Annotated in this window: 17 protein-coding genes and 1 pseudogene; 9 read left to right on the top strand and 9 right to left on the bottom strand. The window is 63.5% G+C overall.

The window, feature by feature from the left end; translation table 11 throughout:
- Window positions 1–129 precede the first annotated feature (129 nt).
- The 3 genes from NLY43_RS07750 to NLY43_RS07740 all read right to left on the bottom strand — a co-directional run bounded on the left by NLY43_RS07750 (window position 130) and on the right by NLY43_RS07740 (window position 3488).
- Complete coding sequence (locus NLY43_RS07750; RefSeq protein ID WP_023687234.1) at window positions 130–678, bottom strand: DUF1254 domain-containing protein; 549 nt, start codon at window positions 676–678, stop codon at window positions 130–132.
- Window positions 671–1255, bottom strand: coding sequence for a DUF1214 domain-containing protein (locus NLY43_RS07745; RefSeq protein ID WP_023670163.1), 585 nt, complete (start codon window positions 1253–1255; stop codon window positions 671–673). Before NLY43_RS07745 ends, NLY43_RS07750 begins: the two co-directional genes overlap by 8 nt.
- Before the next feature lie 73 nt (window positions 1256–1328).
- Window positions 1329–3488, bottom strand: a complete 2160-nt coding sequence (locus NLY43_RS07740; RefSeq protein ID WP_023687235.1) for a transglycosylase domain-containing protein — start codon at window positions 3486–3488, stop codon at window positions 1329–1331.
- Between the two features lie 127 nt (window positions 3489–3615).
- Here NLY43_RS07740 and NLY43_RS07735 point away from each other — a divergent pair, with 127 nt between their 5' ends.
- Window positions 3616–3921, top strand: a complete 306-nt coding sequence (locus NLY43_RS07735; RefSeq protein ID WP_023709813.1) for a glycine cleavage T C-terminal barrel domain-containing protein — start codon at window positions 3616–3618, stop codon at window positions 3919–3921.
- Window positions 3903–5456 (top strand): annotated as a pseudogene (locus NLY43_RS07730) (trimethylamine methyltransferase family protein). The gene NLY43_RS07735 and the pseudogene NLY43_RS07730 overlap by 19 nt, the downstream one beginning before the upstream one ends.
- Before the next feature lie 12 nt (window positions 5457–5468).
- Here the strand turns inward: NLY43_RS07730 and NLY43_RS07725 are convergent.
- The 3 genes from NLY43_RS07725 to NLY43_RS07715 all read right to left on the bottom strand — a co-directional run bounded on the left by NLY43_RS07725 (window position 5469) and on the right by NLY43_RS07715 (window position 7825).
- Entirely contained in the window at window positions 5469–5633 is a 165-nt protein-coding gene (locus NLY43_RS07725; RefSeq protein ID WP_023705441.1) for a hypothetical protein, read from the bottom strand.
- 136 nt (window positions 5634–5769) lie between these two features.
- The gene (gene groL / locus NLY43_RS07720) at window positions 5770–7398 is read right to left on the bottom strand and encodes a chaperonin GroEL (protein ID WP_023684537.1); all 1629 of its coding nucleotides are present in this window, start codon (window positions 7396–7398) and stop codon (window positions 5770–5772) included.
- 64 nt (window positions 7399–7462) lie between these two features.
- On the bottom strand, window positions 7463–7825 hold the full coding sequence (locus NLY43_RS07715) for a co-chaperone GroES (RefSeq protein WP_023709812.1): 363 nt from the start codon (window positions 7823–7825) through the stop codon (window positions 7463–7465).
- Window positions 7826–8072: 247 nt separating this feature from the next.
- Here NLY43_RS07715 and NLY43_RS07710 point away from each other — a divergent pair, with 247 nt between their 5' ends.
- Entirely contained in the window at window positions 8073–8336 is a 264-nt protein-coding gene (locus NLY43_RS07710) for a hypothetical protein (protein ID WP_023670169.1), read from the top strand.
- Window positions 8333–8599 carry a DUF1488 family protein gene (locus NLY43_RS07705; protein WP_023670170.1) on the top strand — a complete coding sequence of 89 codons (267 nt, stop codon included), beginning with the start codon at window positions 8333–8335 and terminating at the stop codon, window positions 8597–8599. Before NLY43_RS07710 ends, NLY43_RS07705 begins: the two co-directional genes overlap by 4 nt.
- A 42-nt stretch (window positions 8600–8641) precedes the next feature.
- On the opposite strand, the gene NLY43_RS07700 is transcribed toward NLY43_RS07705, so the two are convergent.
- Both NLY43_RS07700 and NLY43_RS07695 read right to left on the bottom strand, forming a co-directional pair.
- The gene (locus NLY43_RS07700; protein ID WP_023670171.1) at window positions 8642–8833 is read right to left on the bottom strand and encodes a hypothetical protein; all 192 of its coding nucleotides are present in this window, start codon (window positions 8831–8833) and stop codon (window positions 8642–8644) included.
- 7 nt (window positions 8834–8840) lie between these two features.
- Window positions 8841–9050: a hypothetical protein gene (locus NLY43_RS07695; RefSeq protein ID WP_023709811.1), complete on the bottom strand. Its 210-nt coding sequence runs from the start codon at window positions 9048–9050 to the stop codon at window positions 8841–8843.
- A 216-nt stretch (window positions 9051–9266) separates the two neighbouring features.
- On the opposite strand from NLY43_RS07695, the gene NLY43_RS07690 reads away from it, so the two are divergent.
- Entirely contained in the window at window positions 9267–9674 is a 408-nt protein-coding gene (locus NLY43_RS07690) for a DUF3168 domain-containing protein (protein WP_023670173.1), read from the top strand.
- Window positions 9675–9680: 6 nt separating this feature from the next.
- Here the strand turns inward: NLY43_RS07690 and NLY43_RS07685 are convergent, their stop codons facing one another.
- On the bottom strand, window positions 9681–10067 hold the full coding sequence (locus tag NLY43_RS07685) for an ester cyclase (RefSeq protein WP_023684533.1): 387 nt from the start codon (window positions 10065–10067) through the stop codon (window positions 9681–9683).
- Window positions 10068–10347: 280 nt separating this feature from the next.
- On the opposite strand from NLY43_RS07685, the gene NLY43_RS07680 reads away from it, so the two are divergent.
- The 4 genes from NLY43_RS07680 to NLY43_RS07665 all read left to right on the top strand — a co-directional run bounded on the left by NLY43_RS07680 (window position 10348) and on the right by NLY43_RS07665 (window position 13375).
- Complete coding sequence (locus NLY43_RS07680; protein WP_023670174.1) at window positions 10348–10608, top strand: hypothetical protein; 261 nt, start codon at window positions 10348–10350, stop codon at window positions 10606–10608.
- A gap of 81 nt (window positions 10609–10689) precedes the next feature.
- Window positions 10690–11355 carry a response regulator transcription factor gene (locus NLY43_RS07675; RefSeq protein WP_023709810.1) on the top strand — a complete coding sequence of 222 codons (666 nt, stop codon included), beginning with the start codon at window positions 10690–10692 and terminating at the stop codon, window positions 11353–11355.
- Window positions 11339–12757: an ATP-binding protein gene (locus NLY43_RS07670; protein WP_023709809.1), complete on the top strand. Its 1419-nt coding sequence runs from the start codon at window positions 11339–11341 to the stop codon at window positions 12755–12757. Before NLY43_RS07675 ends, NLY43_RS07670 begins: the two co-directional genes overlap by 17 nt.
- A 174-nt stretch (window positions 12758–12931) precedes the next feature.
- Window positions 12932–13375 (top strand): RT0821/Lpp0805 family surface protein, encoded by a 444-nt coding sequence (locus NLY43_RS07665; RefSeq protein WP_023670177.1) that lies wholly within the window; start codon window positions 12932–12934, stop codon window positions 13373–13375.
- Window positions 13376–13411: the final 36 nt, after the last annotated feature.

Genomic DNA, 13411 nt, shown 5'->3' with positions numbered 1-13411 from the left:
GGTGATCATTTTTCCCGGCGTCCGCTACGAGCATCCGCCATTGGCGGGCCAGGCGCGACCGGCGGACCAGCCGGGCACACCACGGACGCCTGTTCCGCACCACTGAATTTGCTGGTCGTCGGGGTGAGGTCAGTAGTCCTGCAGTTCGCAGGAGCTCTGGTCCAGGAACTGCGACACAACCGGCTTCCAGCTGTCGTCAGGCACGAAGGCGCGGATGACGAAGATGCCTTCCTCGATCGGCGCCTCGACGAAGATCGCCCCTTGCAGGTCTTCGGGAAGCTCCCTGCGCACGTCGATCATCTGTGCCGGCGTCAGCACCACGGTGTCCAGCTTGCTGCCGGTCGCCGTGCGGTCGTTGAATGAATAGAAATTGTGGCCGTTGCGGTCATAGACCGACACCGACCAGAACGGCACGCTGCCCGGCGCCTTGATCCGCACCACGCCTTCGGCAAGGTCGAAGCGGCAGGCGGCGGCGTAAAACAGCGGATCCACCGACTTCACCACCGGCGCGCCGCCCGCCTCGGCATCCAGCCTGGTCATCTTGTAGAGGTCGGACGCCATCGCCAGCCGTGACCAGGCATCGCGCTCGGTAAATTCCGGCACCAGCAAAAGCACCACGATGTGGACGATGCCGGCGCCGAGCAGGCCGAGCAGGATGGCGTGCAGCAACCTACGCATTGCAGCCAGCCTTGACGATCCGGGGCAGCGACACGTCGGAAAGGCCGGTGCTTGAGGCAATCGGCGTGTCGTAGAAGGTGAGCACGAAATACATCCGGCCAAAACCTTCGGTCAGAAGCCAGTTGCCGGGGGCCGGACGGTTGCCGACGGCGATGATCACCGAATTGTCGGGCTGACGCAGCACCTGGTAGGATTGCAGCGCCGCCAGCCTCGGCTTGCCGGTGTCGACCACGCCGAGCGATTGATCCGCGGCATAGAGCGTCCAGAACCGGGCGGTCGGGAAACTGCCTTCGATCCTGTAGTCGCATTGCCGCTGAAGCTCATCGCCGGCCGCATCGCGTTCGGCGATGAAGGACAAGCCTTCCGCCTTGCCGAGCGCCAGCACGCCCTCGCGCGCCACGCGCGCCTTCGAATAGGGGTCGGCATCTTGCGTGCCGATCTCGGGGAAGGCGGTCCATTGGCCGATGCTGATCGCGCCGACGCCGCTCTGCGCCTGCAGCGCATACCAGACGCTGCCGCCGCCGAGGCCGATGGCTATGGCAAGCGAAAGCAGCGTGAAAAAGGCGGTCTTGAGCATGAAGAACCGGGACGAGAGAATTATCGTTCGGGGATATAGCGGGGCAGGCCACAGAGCAAGCAGCGCTGTGGAATCAAAGCGCCGACAGGGTCTCCGGTGTCTGCGGCGAGCCGAGCACGGGCGCTGTCTGGAACACCTTGGTCATCTCGCGCAGCGTCTGTGTCGTGCGGCTGGACAACACCGCCGGGCGCTCGGCCGCGGCATCGGCGGCTGCCTGATCGGCGTTTTTCTTCTCCGCTTCCTCGGCTTTGGCCGCGATCTCTTCGTCGACGAAGGGCTTGTCTAGGCCGGGGATCGGCTTCAGGTCGATATTCTGGTGCGCGTAGACCATCAGCCGCTGCCACACCATCGCCGGCAGCGTGCCGCCGGTCATGTTGCGGGTCGGGGTGAAGTCGTCATTGCCGAGCCAGACGGCAGCCGTGTAATTGCCGGTGAAGCCGACGAACCAGGCGTCGCGGTAGGATTGCGTCGTCCCCGTCTTGCCAGCGACGACGATGTTGGGCAGCTGCGCGCGCCGCGCGGTGCCGATCGCCGGCACCGCAGCCAGCATGGTGTTCATGTATTTTAAAGCCTGTTCCGACAGAACCCGATGCGGCGCCGGCGCATCCTTGGCAAAGTCGTAGACGACATCGCCGGTGCGGGTGACGAGCTGGGTGATGCCGTGCCGCGAGCCGGCGAAGCCGTTCTGCGCGAACACGCTGTAGCCCGTCGCCTGGTCCATGACCGTCATGCCCGATGTGCCGAGCACCATGGTCTTGTGCGACTCCAGCGGCGATTCCACGCCGAATGATTCGGCCATCGCCTTGATCGGGCCGATGCCGAGATAGTCCTTGGCCAGCCGTACCGGCACGGTGTTGATCGATTTGGCGATCGCCGTGATCAGCGTCACATTGCCGGCCGAGCCGCCATTGTAATTGTGCGGTGACCAGCCGCCCCAGCTGATCGGCCCGCCTGAGACGACGGAGTCCGGGGTGAACCCGTGCTCCATGGCGGTGGCGTAGACGTAAGGTTTGAACGAGGAGCCGGTCTGGCGCAGCGCCTTGGTGGCGCGGTTGAACTGGCTTGCGCCATAGTCGCGGCCGCCGACAATGGCGCGCACCGCGCCATTGGTCTCGATCACCACAACGGCGCCCTCGGTGACGTTGTACTCCTTGCCGAACTGGCGGAGATGGAATTCGACGGATTCTTCCGCCGCTTTCTGGATGTTGGCGTCGAAAGTGGTGTGGGCGACCAGCGAATGCTGGCCGGGCTTGGCGATTTTCTTGACCTCATCGAAGGCCCAGTCGAGGTAATAGTCCGGGCTCTTCTGCTCGCCGCGGTCGACGATCTCGGCCGGATGCAGCCTTGCCTGCAGCACCTGGCCTTCGGTCATGAAACCGGAATCGACGAGGTTCGACAGCACCACATTGGCGCGAGCGCGGGCAGCGGGCAGGTTGATGTGCGGGGCGTATTTGGTCGGCGCCTTGAACAGGCCGGCCAGCATCGCCGCCTCGGCGAGGTTCAGATCCTTGACGCTCTTGCCGAAATAGAAATCCGCCGCCGCCTCGATGCCGAACGTGCCGCCGCCCATATAGGCGCGGTCGAGATAAAGCTGCAGGATCTCCTTCTTCGACAGATTGGCCTCCAGCCACAGCGACAGGAAGGCTTCCTTGATCTTGCGTTGGAAGGTCCGCTCATTCGACAGGAACAGGTTCTTGGCCAGCTGCTGGGTGATGCTGGAGCCGCCCTGGACGACGGAATTGGCCCGCACATTCTCGAAGATGGCGCGCGACAGGCCGAGCACGTCGATGCCGTAGTGCTCGAAGAAGCGCCGGTCCTCGGTCGCCAGCACCGCTTTGATGACATGGTCCGGCATCTCGTCGACAGGCACGGAATCGCGCTGGATGATGCCGCGCTGGCCAATCTCGTTGCCGTAGCGGTCGAGGAAGGTGACGGCGAAATCGCCCTGACTGCGCCAGTCGCCGGTGGTGATCTGGAAGGCCGGCATCGCGAGTGCGAGCAGCACGACGACGCCGCCGGCGCCCATCGTAAAACCTTCGCTCAGCACCTCGATGATGCCGCGTCGCCAGCCGGTGACTCGGAAGCGCCGCGAAAAAATGGTTGCCGATTCCCAGAACTGGCCGGCCTTGAAGCCGATTTCGTAGAGCGAGGAATCGATCCACGCGTCCACCGCCAGCAGTGCGGCGGCGATCGGACCTCTTCGTCTTGGACGTCGTTCTAAAGGACTGGCCATTCCCGAAACTCACCCAACCCACCTGAGAACCGCAAGCGGGCAATTTCAGGGCGGGCATACCCGGCGAAGACTATTCTTCCATTTCAGCCCGGCTCACAAGGGCAGCCAGGCCACACCGCACGGTTTGTTGAGCGCCGCCCGGATCGTGACGCTGGAGGTCGACGCCGTCGATGCCGACGCCAGTGGCTTCGAGCCAGTCTGGCACAAGGGCCGGCGCGTCGGCTTCGTCGCCCCAGCCGGCTATGGCTACACAATAGGCAAAAGCGTCGCGCTGACGTTGCTGGGCGACGAATTCGCCGGGGAGGGGACCGCGCTTTGGGTGCACATTGTCGGCGTCGAGCGGCCGGCGCGAATTATTCCGGCCTCGCCATACGACCCCCAGGGCAGGCGATGCGGCAATGAGGAGTTTTGGCCATGGTCGATGACATTATAAGGGAGACCAGGCGCGAGCGCCGGCGCGGGCACACCGGTGAGGCCGGCAGCGGGTCAAGCCGCCACCCGAACTATCGCTCGCTCAAGAACCCGTTCCTGCCGCAGCCGGTGTTTTCGGACGACCGGGTCGCGGCCATCCACGACACGGCGTTGCGCGTGCTGGAAGAGCTCGGCATCAAGGTGCTGCTGCCGGAGGCGCGCACCATCTTCGCCCGCTCCGGCGCGATGGTCGACGAGGACAGCCAGATGGTGCGCATCGGCCGCGATATCGTCACCGCCGCACTGGCCTCGGCGCCAAAATCCATCCGGGCGCTGGCCGGCAATCGCAGCCGCGACCTCACGCTCGAACTCGGCTCGATGACGTTCCTCGCCGGGGCCGGGGCGCCCAACGTCACCGATCTCGAACGCGGACGGCGTCCGGGCACGCTCGCCGCTTTCGAAGAACTGACCAAGCTTGTTCAGAATTTCGACGTGCTGCATATGCTCGGCCCCTGGATCGAGGCGCAGGATGTCGACAACCATTTGCGCCACTATGCCGTCAACCGTGCGCAACTGACCCTGTCGGACAAGTTCCCCTTCGTCTTCGCGCGCGGCATGCCGCAGGTCGAGGATGGGTTCGAGATGATCAGGCTGGCGCGCGGGCTCTCGCAGGACGAGTTCCTGGCCGGCGTCCATTGCTACACCGTGATCAACACCAATTCGCCGCGCCAGCTCGATATCCCGATGGCGCAAGGCATCATCGACTTCGCCAAGGCCAGCCAGGTCTCTGTCATCACGCCCTTCTGACTGGCCGGCGCCATGGCGCCGATCACCGTCGCCGGCGCATTGACGCTGCAGCATGCCGAGGCGCTGGCTGGTCTCGCGCTGGCGCAGATGGTGCGGCCGGGCGCACCGGTGGTTTACGGATCCTTCTCCTCCAATGTGGACATGAAGTCCGGCGCACCGGCCTTCGGCACGCCCGAGCACGTCAAGGCGACGCTGGGCGCCGGCCAGCTGGCGCGCTTCACCGGCCTGCCTTGGCGGTCCGGCGGCGGCAGTGCGGCCAACATTTCCGATGTGCAGGCGGCGCACGAGACGCAGTTCGCGCTGTGGGGCTCGGTGCTTGCCGGTGCCACCGTCTGCATCCATGCCGCCGGCTGGCTGGAGGGTGGCCTCAGCGTCTCCTACGAGAAGCTGATCACCGATATCGAGGTATTGCAGACGGTTGCCGAACTCTGCGCTACGACCCCCGGCGACGAGGATTCGATCGGCTTCGAGGCGATCGCTGAAGTCCAGCCGGGCGGGCATTTCTTCTCCGCCGGCCACACCATGACGCGCTACCGCACCGCCTTCTACGAGCCGCTGGTCGCCGACTGGTCGAATTTTGGCATCTGGACGCAGTCCGGTTCGAAGTCGGCCACCGAGCGCGCCACCGGCATCTGGAAGCGGACGCTGGCCGACTTCCAGCCGCCGGCGTCGGCCGTTGCCACATCCGATGTGCTCGACGAGTTCATTGCCCGCCGCACCGAAGAGGGCGGAGCGTTGCCGGTGTCGTGAGGTTGGCAGCCGTCACATCGGCCGCTTGTCGCCGGTCTTCGACGGCTCGCGGCGAATCGGCCCGGCATCGGCCTGCCTGTGCTTGTCGGCGGCAATCCGGCGGATGCGATCGAAGCGGCTCTCCTCCGCCGGCTTGGTCGCGGATACAGCGTTTGGCTTCGGGGCAAATGTGATCATCTGTCGATCTCCCTGTCGTTGCTGACTGGTCTTGACTGACTGACGGAAATTCCTGGCTCGCCGGGGAAATGTCCCCGGCAGCCTGTTCTGATTTATGCCCGCCCAGATTCCCAGGCGGGCAATTTTCGGGCGATGGTCAGTAGCCGCCCATGCCGCCACCGCCGCCCGCAGGCGCCGCATCCTTGGCCGGAACGTCGGTGATCATCGCTTCGGCGGTGATCAGAAGCGCTGCAATCGAGCCGGCATCCTGCAGTGCGGTGCGCACCACTTTCGCCGGATCGACGATGCCCGCCTTGATCATGTCGACATAGACCTCGTTCTGGGCATCAAAGCCCTGATTGTGGTCCTTGCTGTCGGACAGCCTGCCGACGACGATCGAGCCTTCGACACCGGAATTCTCGGCGATCTGGCGGATCGGCGCTTCGAGTGCCCTGAGCACGATCGAAATGCCTGCCGTCACATCGTCATTGGCGCCAGTCAGCCCGGCCAGCGCCGATCTGGCGCGCAGAAGCGCCACGCCACCACCGGGCACGATGCCTTCTTCCACCGCCGCGCGCGTCGCATTCAGCGCGTCGTCGATGCGGTCCTTCTTTTCCTTCACTTCAGACTCGGTGACGCCGCCGACGCGGATCACGGCGACGCCGCCGGCGAGCTTGGCCAGCCGCTCCTGCAGCTTCTCCTTATCGTAGTCGGACGTGGTCTCCTCGATCTGGCCCTTGATCTGCGCGATGCGCGCCTGGATGGTCGCCTTGGTGCCGGCGCCGTCGATGATCGTGGTGGTGTCCTTCTCGATCAGTACGCGCTTGGCGCGGCCAAGCATCTCGATGGTGACGTTTTCGAGCTTGATGCCGAGATCCTCGGAAATCATCTGGCCCGATGTCAGCACGGCGATGTCTTCCAGCATCGCCTTGCGGCGATCGCCGAAGCCCGGCGCCTTGACGGCCGCGACCTTGAGGCCGCCGCGCAGCTTGTTGACGACCAGCGTCGCCAGTGCTTCGCCTTCGACGTCTTCCGAGATGATCAGCAACGGCCTGCCGCTCTGCACCACTGCTTCGAGGATCGGCAGCATCGCCTGTAGATTGCCGAGCTTCTTCTCGTGGATGAGCACGTAAGGCTCTTCCAGTTCGACGCGCATCTTGTCGGCATTGGTGACGAAATAGGGTGAGAGATAGCCGCGGTCGAACTGCATGCCTTCGACGACGTCGAGTTCGGTGTCGGCGGTCTTGGCCTCCTCGACGGTGATGACGCCGTCATTGCCGACCTTGTCCATCGCCTTGGCGATCATGGCGCCGACGCTGGCATCGCCATTGGCGGCGATGGTGCCGACCTGCGCGATCTCGGCCGACGACTTGACCTTCTTGGCCTTCGCCTTGATGTCCTTGACCACGGCGGCGACAGCCTGGTCGATGCCACGCTTGAGGTCCATGGGGTTCATGCCCGCGGCAACCAGCTTGGCGCCTTCGCGCAGGATCGATGCGGCCAGCACCGTGGCGGTGGTGGTGCCGTCACCGGCGAGGTCGTTGGTCTTCGAAGCCACTTCGCGCACCATCTGCGCGCCCATGTTCTCGAACTTGTCGGCAAGCTCGATTTCCTTGGCCACCGTCACACCGTCCTTGGTGATGCGCGGCGCGCCATAGGCCTTGTCGATGATGACGTTGCGACCCTTAGGGCCGAGCGTGACCTTCACCGCATTGGTGAGGATCTCGACGCCGCGCAACATGCGGTCGCGCGCGTCAGTGGCGAATTTGATTTCCTTGGCAGACATTTTTTTCAATCCCGTTGGTGTGGTGAAGCAAGCGGCTCGCCGGAGCCTGGCAAAGCCAGACCGGTCAAGCGGCCTTCTTGGCTTTGACGCTCTTCTCGGTGACGACCGTCCCGCTCTTTCCGATATTGGCCGTCTCGCTCTTGTCGATCACGCCCATAATGTCGGCTTCCTTCATGATCAGCAGGTCCTCGCCGTCGATCTTGACCTCGGTGCCCGACCATTTGCCGAACAGGATGAAGTCGCCGGCCTTGACGTCGAGCGGAACAAGCGTGCCGTTTTCGTCGCGTGCGCCCGGCCCAACGGCGATGACTTCGCCTTCCTGCGGCTTTTCCTTGGCATTGTCGGGAATGATGATGCCGCCCTTGGATTTGACATCGCCTTCGGCGCGCCGGATGACGACGCGGTCGTGGAGTGGCCGAAACTTCATGAGAACTTCTTTCTGGGGCCGGCATAGGCGACCGCGCCGTTCTTATAGGCGCGTTGGCACTCGATAGATAGGAGTGCCAAAAATTATTCGTGGCCAAAATTAAATATTAAAAAGTATTATGATGTCTGCCGGGTTCGAACCGTCGCGAGGCGCCTAGATATTTTCGAAAAATTGAATTTCGAGGCCAAAGCGACTATTTATATCGTAAGTTCGATTTCACCATTTCAGGCACGAGGAGATTTAGGCGATGGCCGAAGGCAATCAGAGCATCATGGAAAAAGCTGAAGCCCGCTTCATGGACAAGCAGAAGAAGACGGCCGAGCGCAACAAGGCAACCTCCGACTACATGTCCGAAGCGAGGGCCAGGGAGATCAAGACGGCAAGGCTCAGGGAATTGCGCCTGGCCAAGGAAGAGGCCGACCGCGTCGCGGAAGCCTTGAACCCGACACCGAAGAAGAAGCGGGCTACCGTCAAGAAAGCCGCCGCCGCGCCGAAGGGGGGCACGTCATGAGCCTGACATTCCCCAATCCAAGCCGCTTCTATGACGAGGCCGGCAAGCGCATCCGCTTTGTCGGCCATGACGGCATGTTCCAGATTTCCTTCTCTGTCGCCGCCGATGCCCTCTCGAAGGCGCCATCAGGGACGGCGACCGCGGAAGCCACCTATCTGGCGGCCTTCGATACCGCGTCCAGCTCCATCCATGACATTGCCAGCAAGGCCTACGCCCGCACCCGCAAGAGCATTTATGTGCTCACAGCCGCAGATTTCGGCTAGCGCGCGTTCGTCTTGCATCAGAGCGGCTGAGATCAGCGTGCGTCAGGACTTGCGGTCGGCTTTTGCCCGCCGCTTGACGTCCCGGCTGTTCAGGCGGTCGGCCATCGCTTCCGCATCGCGCAAATTCATGGCCACCATTACCTGTTGCTTAAGCTCGACAGGCTGGCCGGTGAAGATGTCGAAGATAGTCCAGCTCTCGGGCTCGTCCATGCGCAACGCGTAGCGGTTTGCCATATCGGCATCAGGCCCTTGACATGAAAAATGCCGCCGCCAGGATCAGGATTGTCCAGGCCACCACCGACAGCTTCAAGGCCAGGCCGCCATGCATTGAAAGTATCTCGCGCATGCGCAGGGCCACGGTCCTCTTCGACAGGGCGGGTGCTGCCGCAATCGCGACCGGGGGCTTGACGCAGAGCTTTCCAAAAGCCGGCAGCAGCGGTGGCGTTCGCATGAAATGACCTCGAATTGCCGGAGAAAACAGGGCTCCTCATAACACCCTTCTTGAAACTCCCCGCATGCCAAATAGAACCCGGTCCGTGAAAGGGCCATGCCGCCCGATTCGCCGCCTTCATCAGGCGGATCGTCATCTGGCGAAATCCGTGCAACGCGGTTAGGTTGCGCGCGAAACTGAGGTTGTTCAAAGCGTGACAGGCGAACGGAGACGACGATGACGGCGCCCGGCGATTTGCTGCAAGCCTTGTTCATGAGATTGAAGAGCGATGCCTCGCTGACGGCGCTGCTCGGCGGCGCCGGGTTGCGCGAGCAGGCGGCCGATAGTGCCGCCTTCCCTTATGTGACCTATGGCAGGACCAGCGCATTCGATCTGGACACCGGCGCCGACAATGATGACGACCAGCTCATCACGCTGCATGTCTGGTCGAAGGCGCAAGGCGAGGCCGAGACGCGTCTGATCATGGACAGCATCCGGGCGCGCCTTGACGGCGCCGCTTTCGCCACCGGCTCGCGCGACCAGACCCGCCTGTCCTTGGAGTTCGCCGAGGCCCGCTACGACGAGGACCTGGCGCTCTACCACGGGGTGCTGCGGATACGCGCCCTCACCGAGCAAAGTGATTGAAGCAACCTAGATTTGCGCCTGGATCTCGGCCTTGTCGATGACTGACCACACCTCGCGGATGCGACCCTCTCCGAATTCGTAGAAAACATTCTCAGCGAACGACACGCGCTTGCCGTTCACCGGCAGGCCGAACAGCACGCCCTTGGGATGACAGTCGAAATGCAGGCGCGCCGCCACGCGCGGCGGCTGGCAGACCAGCAGTTCGATGTTGAAGCGGAGGTCGGGAATCGCCTCGAAATCGCCTTCGAGCATACGGCGATAACCCGACAGGCCGAGCATTTCGCCATTGTGCTGCACCTCGTCGCCGACAAAGTCTCCAAGTTTCGCCCAGTCCTGGGCATTCAGGCAAGCGATATAGCCCCGGTAAAGGTCGGCAAGGTCTTTATCCGTCATGGCGCACTCCGATGATTTGGCGTTTCCCGCGCTATTTAGGGCGGCCCTTCAGAATGGTCTCGCCTTGACCTGTTCCCAATCTGGCTGCGAATTGAGAACCTGCGCGCAAACACCATAGCCGCGCAGCCGGTTTTCCGGCTATGAATCCATTGCCCGGTCTGAGGGACTGGGCGGTAGGATCGCATTCATTCGTTGCGCGCGCAGGGGGTATTGCGGGGATGGATTTTCACCCGTTTACCGTTCATTTCACGTTCAGCACAGTTGCGTTACAACGCCGACCATGAAAACGCTTCGCTCTCATGTCAGAACCGCGATACTGGCGCTCACAGCGGCCGGCCTGTTGGCGTCGCAAGCGACGCCGGCAGCCGCGGCGGATTGCTACGCGATCGGCCAGCAGGTTGCCGAGCAGAATGGCGGCACGCTGGCCAAGGCTTCGCAGACGACGCGTGGCGGCCAGGAGGTCTGCGTCATCGTCGTGCTTGTGCCGGGCAAGGACGGCCAGCGTCCGCGCCGCTCCGAGATCGTCGTCCCGGCGAACTGATCCAATCTTCCCCCTTGCAGGGTCGTTTCCCAGACCACCGGAATCGGCCTATAGCTGACCCATCAACAGGCCTGACCGATCATGCGCGTACTCGTCGTCGAAGATGACAAGGATCTCAACCGGCAACTGGCCGACGCGCTGGTCGATGCCGGCTATGTCGTCGACCGCTCCTATGACGGCGAGGAGGGGCATTTCCTCGGCGACACCGAGCCCTACGATGCCGTCGTGCTCGACATAGGCCTGCCGCAGATGGACGGCATCAGCGTCGTCGAGCGCTGGCGCCGCAACGGCCGCAAGATGCCGGTGCTGATCCTGACAGCGCGCGACCGCTGGAGCGACAAGGTGTCGGGCATCGATGCCGGCGCCGACGACTATGTCACCAAGCCGTTCCACATCGAGGAGGTACTGGCCAGGGTGAGGGCGCTGATCCGCCGCGCCGCCGGCCATGCCTCGTCCGAGCTCACTTGCGGGCCGCTGCGCCTCGACACCAAGGCCTCCAAGGCCGATGTCAACGGCGTGCCGCTGAAGCTGACCTCGCATGAGTTCCGCCTGCTGGCGTATCTGATGCACCATATGGGCGAGGTGGTGTCGCGCACCGAGCTGGTCGAGCATCTCTACGACCAGGATTTCGACCGCGATTCCAACACCATCGAGGTCTTTGTCGGCCGGCTGCGCAAGAAGATGGGCATCGCCATGATCGAAACCGTGCGCGGCATGGGCTATCGCATGCGTGAGCCGGAGGCGTAAGGCGGAACCGCTCCCCATACCAGCAAGGAAGCCTTTTTCGGCGCGGCTCTGGCCTCGCTCGCTGGCCTTCCGCGTCATCGGCTTTTCCACGATCTGGGCGATCCTCACCCTGATCGTCATCTTCACTCTGATCACCACGCTCTACCGCCAGGCCAGCGAGCGCGGCTTCGACAGCCTGCTGTCGGCGCATCTGTTCAATTTGATCGGCTCCGTCGGCGTTTCCGAAACCGGCCAGCTCACCGGCGCTCCCGACCTTGGCGACCTGCGCTTCTCGGAGCCGAATTCGGGCTGGTACTGGTCGGTGGAGCCGGCTTCCGAAGGCGTGCACGGCAACCTTCATTCGTCCTCGATGACCACGACGATCCCGTCGCCGACCGTTGCCGAGGTGCCTTTCAATTCCAGTTTCCAGCGCAGCTATTCCACCGACGGCATCGGTGACGAGGAACTGCAAGTGTTCGAAAGCGAATTCGTCCTCGATGCCAAGAACCGCGCCGCGCGCTTCCGCGTGATGGGCAACAAGACCGAGCTCGAGCACGAGATCGCCACCTTCCAGGGCCGCCTGTTGACCTATCTCAGCCTGTTCGGCGTCGGCATGATCGCCATCAATGCGATCGCTATCCTGCTCGGCCTCCAGCCCTTGCGCCGGGTTCGCAACGCGCTTGCCCAGGTGCGCGAAGGCACGGCGCAGCGGCTCGATGGCCGGTTTCCCGCCGAGATCGAGCCGCTCGCCAACGAAACCAATGCGCTGATCGAAAACAACAAGCGCATCGTCGAGCGCTCGCGTACGCAGGTCGGCAACCTTGCCCATTCGCTGAAGACGCCGCTCGCCGTGCTGATCAATGAGGGCCGGGCTCTAGGCGGCGGCAAGGGCCAGCTCATCGCCGACCAGGCGGCGTCGATGCAGAAACAGGTCGACCACTACCTGCAGCGGGCACGGGTCGCGGCGCAGCGCGACAGCGTCGTCTACCGCACGCCGGTGACGCCGCTGGTGCAGCGCATGGTGCGCGTGCTGCAAAAACTCAAGCCTGATGTCAGCCTGTCGCTTACGCTGCTGGCGGCCGACATCGTCTTTGCTGGCGAGCGCGAGGATTTGGAGGAACTGCTCGGCAACCTTCTCGACAATGCGATGAAATGGGCGAAGAGCACTGTTGCCGTATCCGTCACGCCGGCCGCAGCCGGCCTGTTCGAGCTATCGATCGAGGATGACGGTCCCGGCATCCCCGAGGACAAGGCCCGCGATGTCTTGAAACGCGGCCGGCGCCTCGACGAGACAAAGCCGGGAACCGGGCTCGGACTTGCCATCGTTGCCGACCTCGTCAACGAGTATGGCGGGGCGCTGGCGCTGGAACGCTCCACGATGGGCGGGCTGAAGGCGGTTGTGCGCTTGCGGAGCTTGCAATGATGTACTGCCCAGGGCCAATCGACACGGCCGAATGCCTGTGTTATGGCGGCCCCTCGATTGCACAAAAGCCGTTAAAAACGGCCAAATTTCCGACAAATGTCAATAGTATGACGTCCTGACGCCCCCGATGACGCGGCCCCCAGCGCATCCCGTTCAAGAAAACCGGTTGTTGGCATGAAGATTCGCGTTGCGCTCGTTTCCGCACTGCTCGCTCTTTCCGGCTGCGGAACGCTGGGCAAGGGCAGTGGCCCGGATATCTCCATCACCAATCCGCCCGCGTCACCTCCCTCGGGTGCCAAGGTCGCGACGACGATCATCTCGGCCATGGCTGGCGGGCTCGTCGGCGGGTCGATCGGCAGCGGCCTGACCAGCACCGAGAAGCGCAAGGCGCTCGAGGCGGAGTACAAGGCGCTCGAATATACCGCGAGCGGCCAGAAGGTGACCTGGAAGGGCGACAGTTCGGCCCATTCCGGCGAAGTCGTCGCGGCCCAGCCCTACCGCGTCGGCTCGCAGGATTGCCGCCAGTACACCCATACAGTGTTTACCGGCACGGGCGGCCAGACCGCGCGGGGCACCGCATGCCGCAACGCCGACGGCAGCTGGACGCCGCTGACCTGAACATTGGGCCGGGGTCGGAATCCCGTCAAAGCGTCG

This window comes from Mesorhizobium sp. C416B, assembly GCF_030323165.1.
In the GTDB taxonomy this organism is placed as follows: domain Bacteria; phylum Pseudomonadota; class Alphaproteobacteria; order Rhizobiales; family Rhizobiaceae; genus Mesorhizobium.
This window is presented reverse-complemented; position numbering and strand designations above follow the sequence as displayed.

Excerpts from the sequence above, each read along its gene's own strand:
- NLY43_RS07705 (WP_023670170.1), top strand. The coding sequence starts at position 8,333 with ATGAGCCTGACATTCCCCAATCCAAGCCGCTTCTATGACGAGGCCGGC.
- NLY43_RS07750 (WP_023687234.1), bottom strand. The coding sequence starts at position 678 with ATGCGTAGGTTGCTGCACGCCATCCTGCTCGGCCTGCTCGGCGCCGGC.
- NLY43_RS07680 (WP_023670174.1), top strand. The coding sequence starts at position 10,348 with ATGAAAACGCTTCGCTCTCATGTCAGAACCGCGATACTGGCGCTCACA.
- NLY43_RS07690 (WP_023670173.1), top strand. The coding sequence starts at position 9,267 with ATGACGGCGCCCGGCGATTTGCTGCAAGCCTTGTTCATGAGATTGAAG.
- NLY43_RS07740 (WP_023687235.1), bottom strand. The coding sequence starts at position 3,488 with ATGGCCAGTCCTTTAGAACGACGTCCAAGACGAAGAGGTCCGATCGCC.
- groL (WP_023684537.1), bottom strand. The coding sequence starts at position 7,398 with ATGTCTGCCAAGGAAATCAAATTCGCCACTGACGCGCGCGACCGCATG.
- NLY43_RS07695 (WP_023709811.1), bottom strand. The coding sequence starts at position 9,050 with ATGCGAACGCCACCGCTGCTGCCGGCTTTTGGAAAGCTCTGCGTCAAG.
- NLY43_RS07715 (WP_023709812.1), bottom strand. The coding sequence starts at position 7,825 with ATGAAGTTTCGGCCACTCCACGACCGCGTCGTCATCCGGCGCGCCGAA.
- NLY43_RS07665 (WP_023670177.1), top strand. The coding sequence starts at position 12,932 with ATGAAGATTCGCGTTGCGCTCGTTTCCGCACTGCTCGCTCTTTCCGGC.
- NLY43_RS07725 (WP_023705441.1), bottom strand. The coding sequence starts at position 5,633 with ATGATCACATTTGCCCCGAAGCCAAACGCTGTATCCGCGACCAAGCCG.
- NLY43_RS07710 (WP_023670169.1), top strand. The coding sequence starts at position 8,073 with ATGGCCGAAGGCAATCAGAGCATCATGGAAAAAGCTGAAGCCCGCTTC.
- NLY43_RS07685 (WP_023684533.1), bottom strand. The coding sequence starts at position 10,067 with ATGACGGATAAAGACCTTGCCGACCTTTACCGGGGCTATATCGCTTGC.
- NLY43_RS07675 (WP_023709810.1), top strand. The coding sequence starts at position 10,690 with ATGCGCGTACTCGTCGTCGAAGATGACAAGGATCTCAACCGGCAACTG.
- NLY43_RS07745 (WP_023670163.1), bottom strand. The coding sequence starts at position 1,255 with ATGCTCAAGACCGCCTTTTTCACGCTGCTTTCGCTTGCCATAGCCATC.
- NLY43_RS07700 (WP_023670171.1), bottom strand. The coding sequence starts at position 8,833 with ATGGCAAACCGCTACGCGTTGCGCATGGACGAGCCCGAGAGCTGGACT.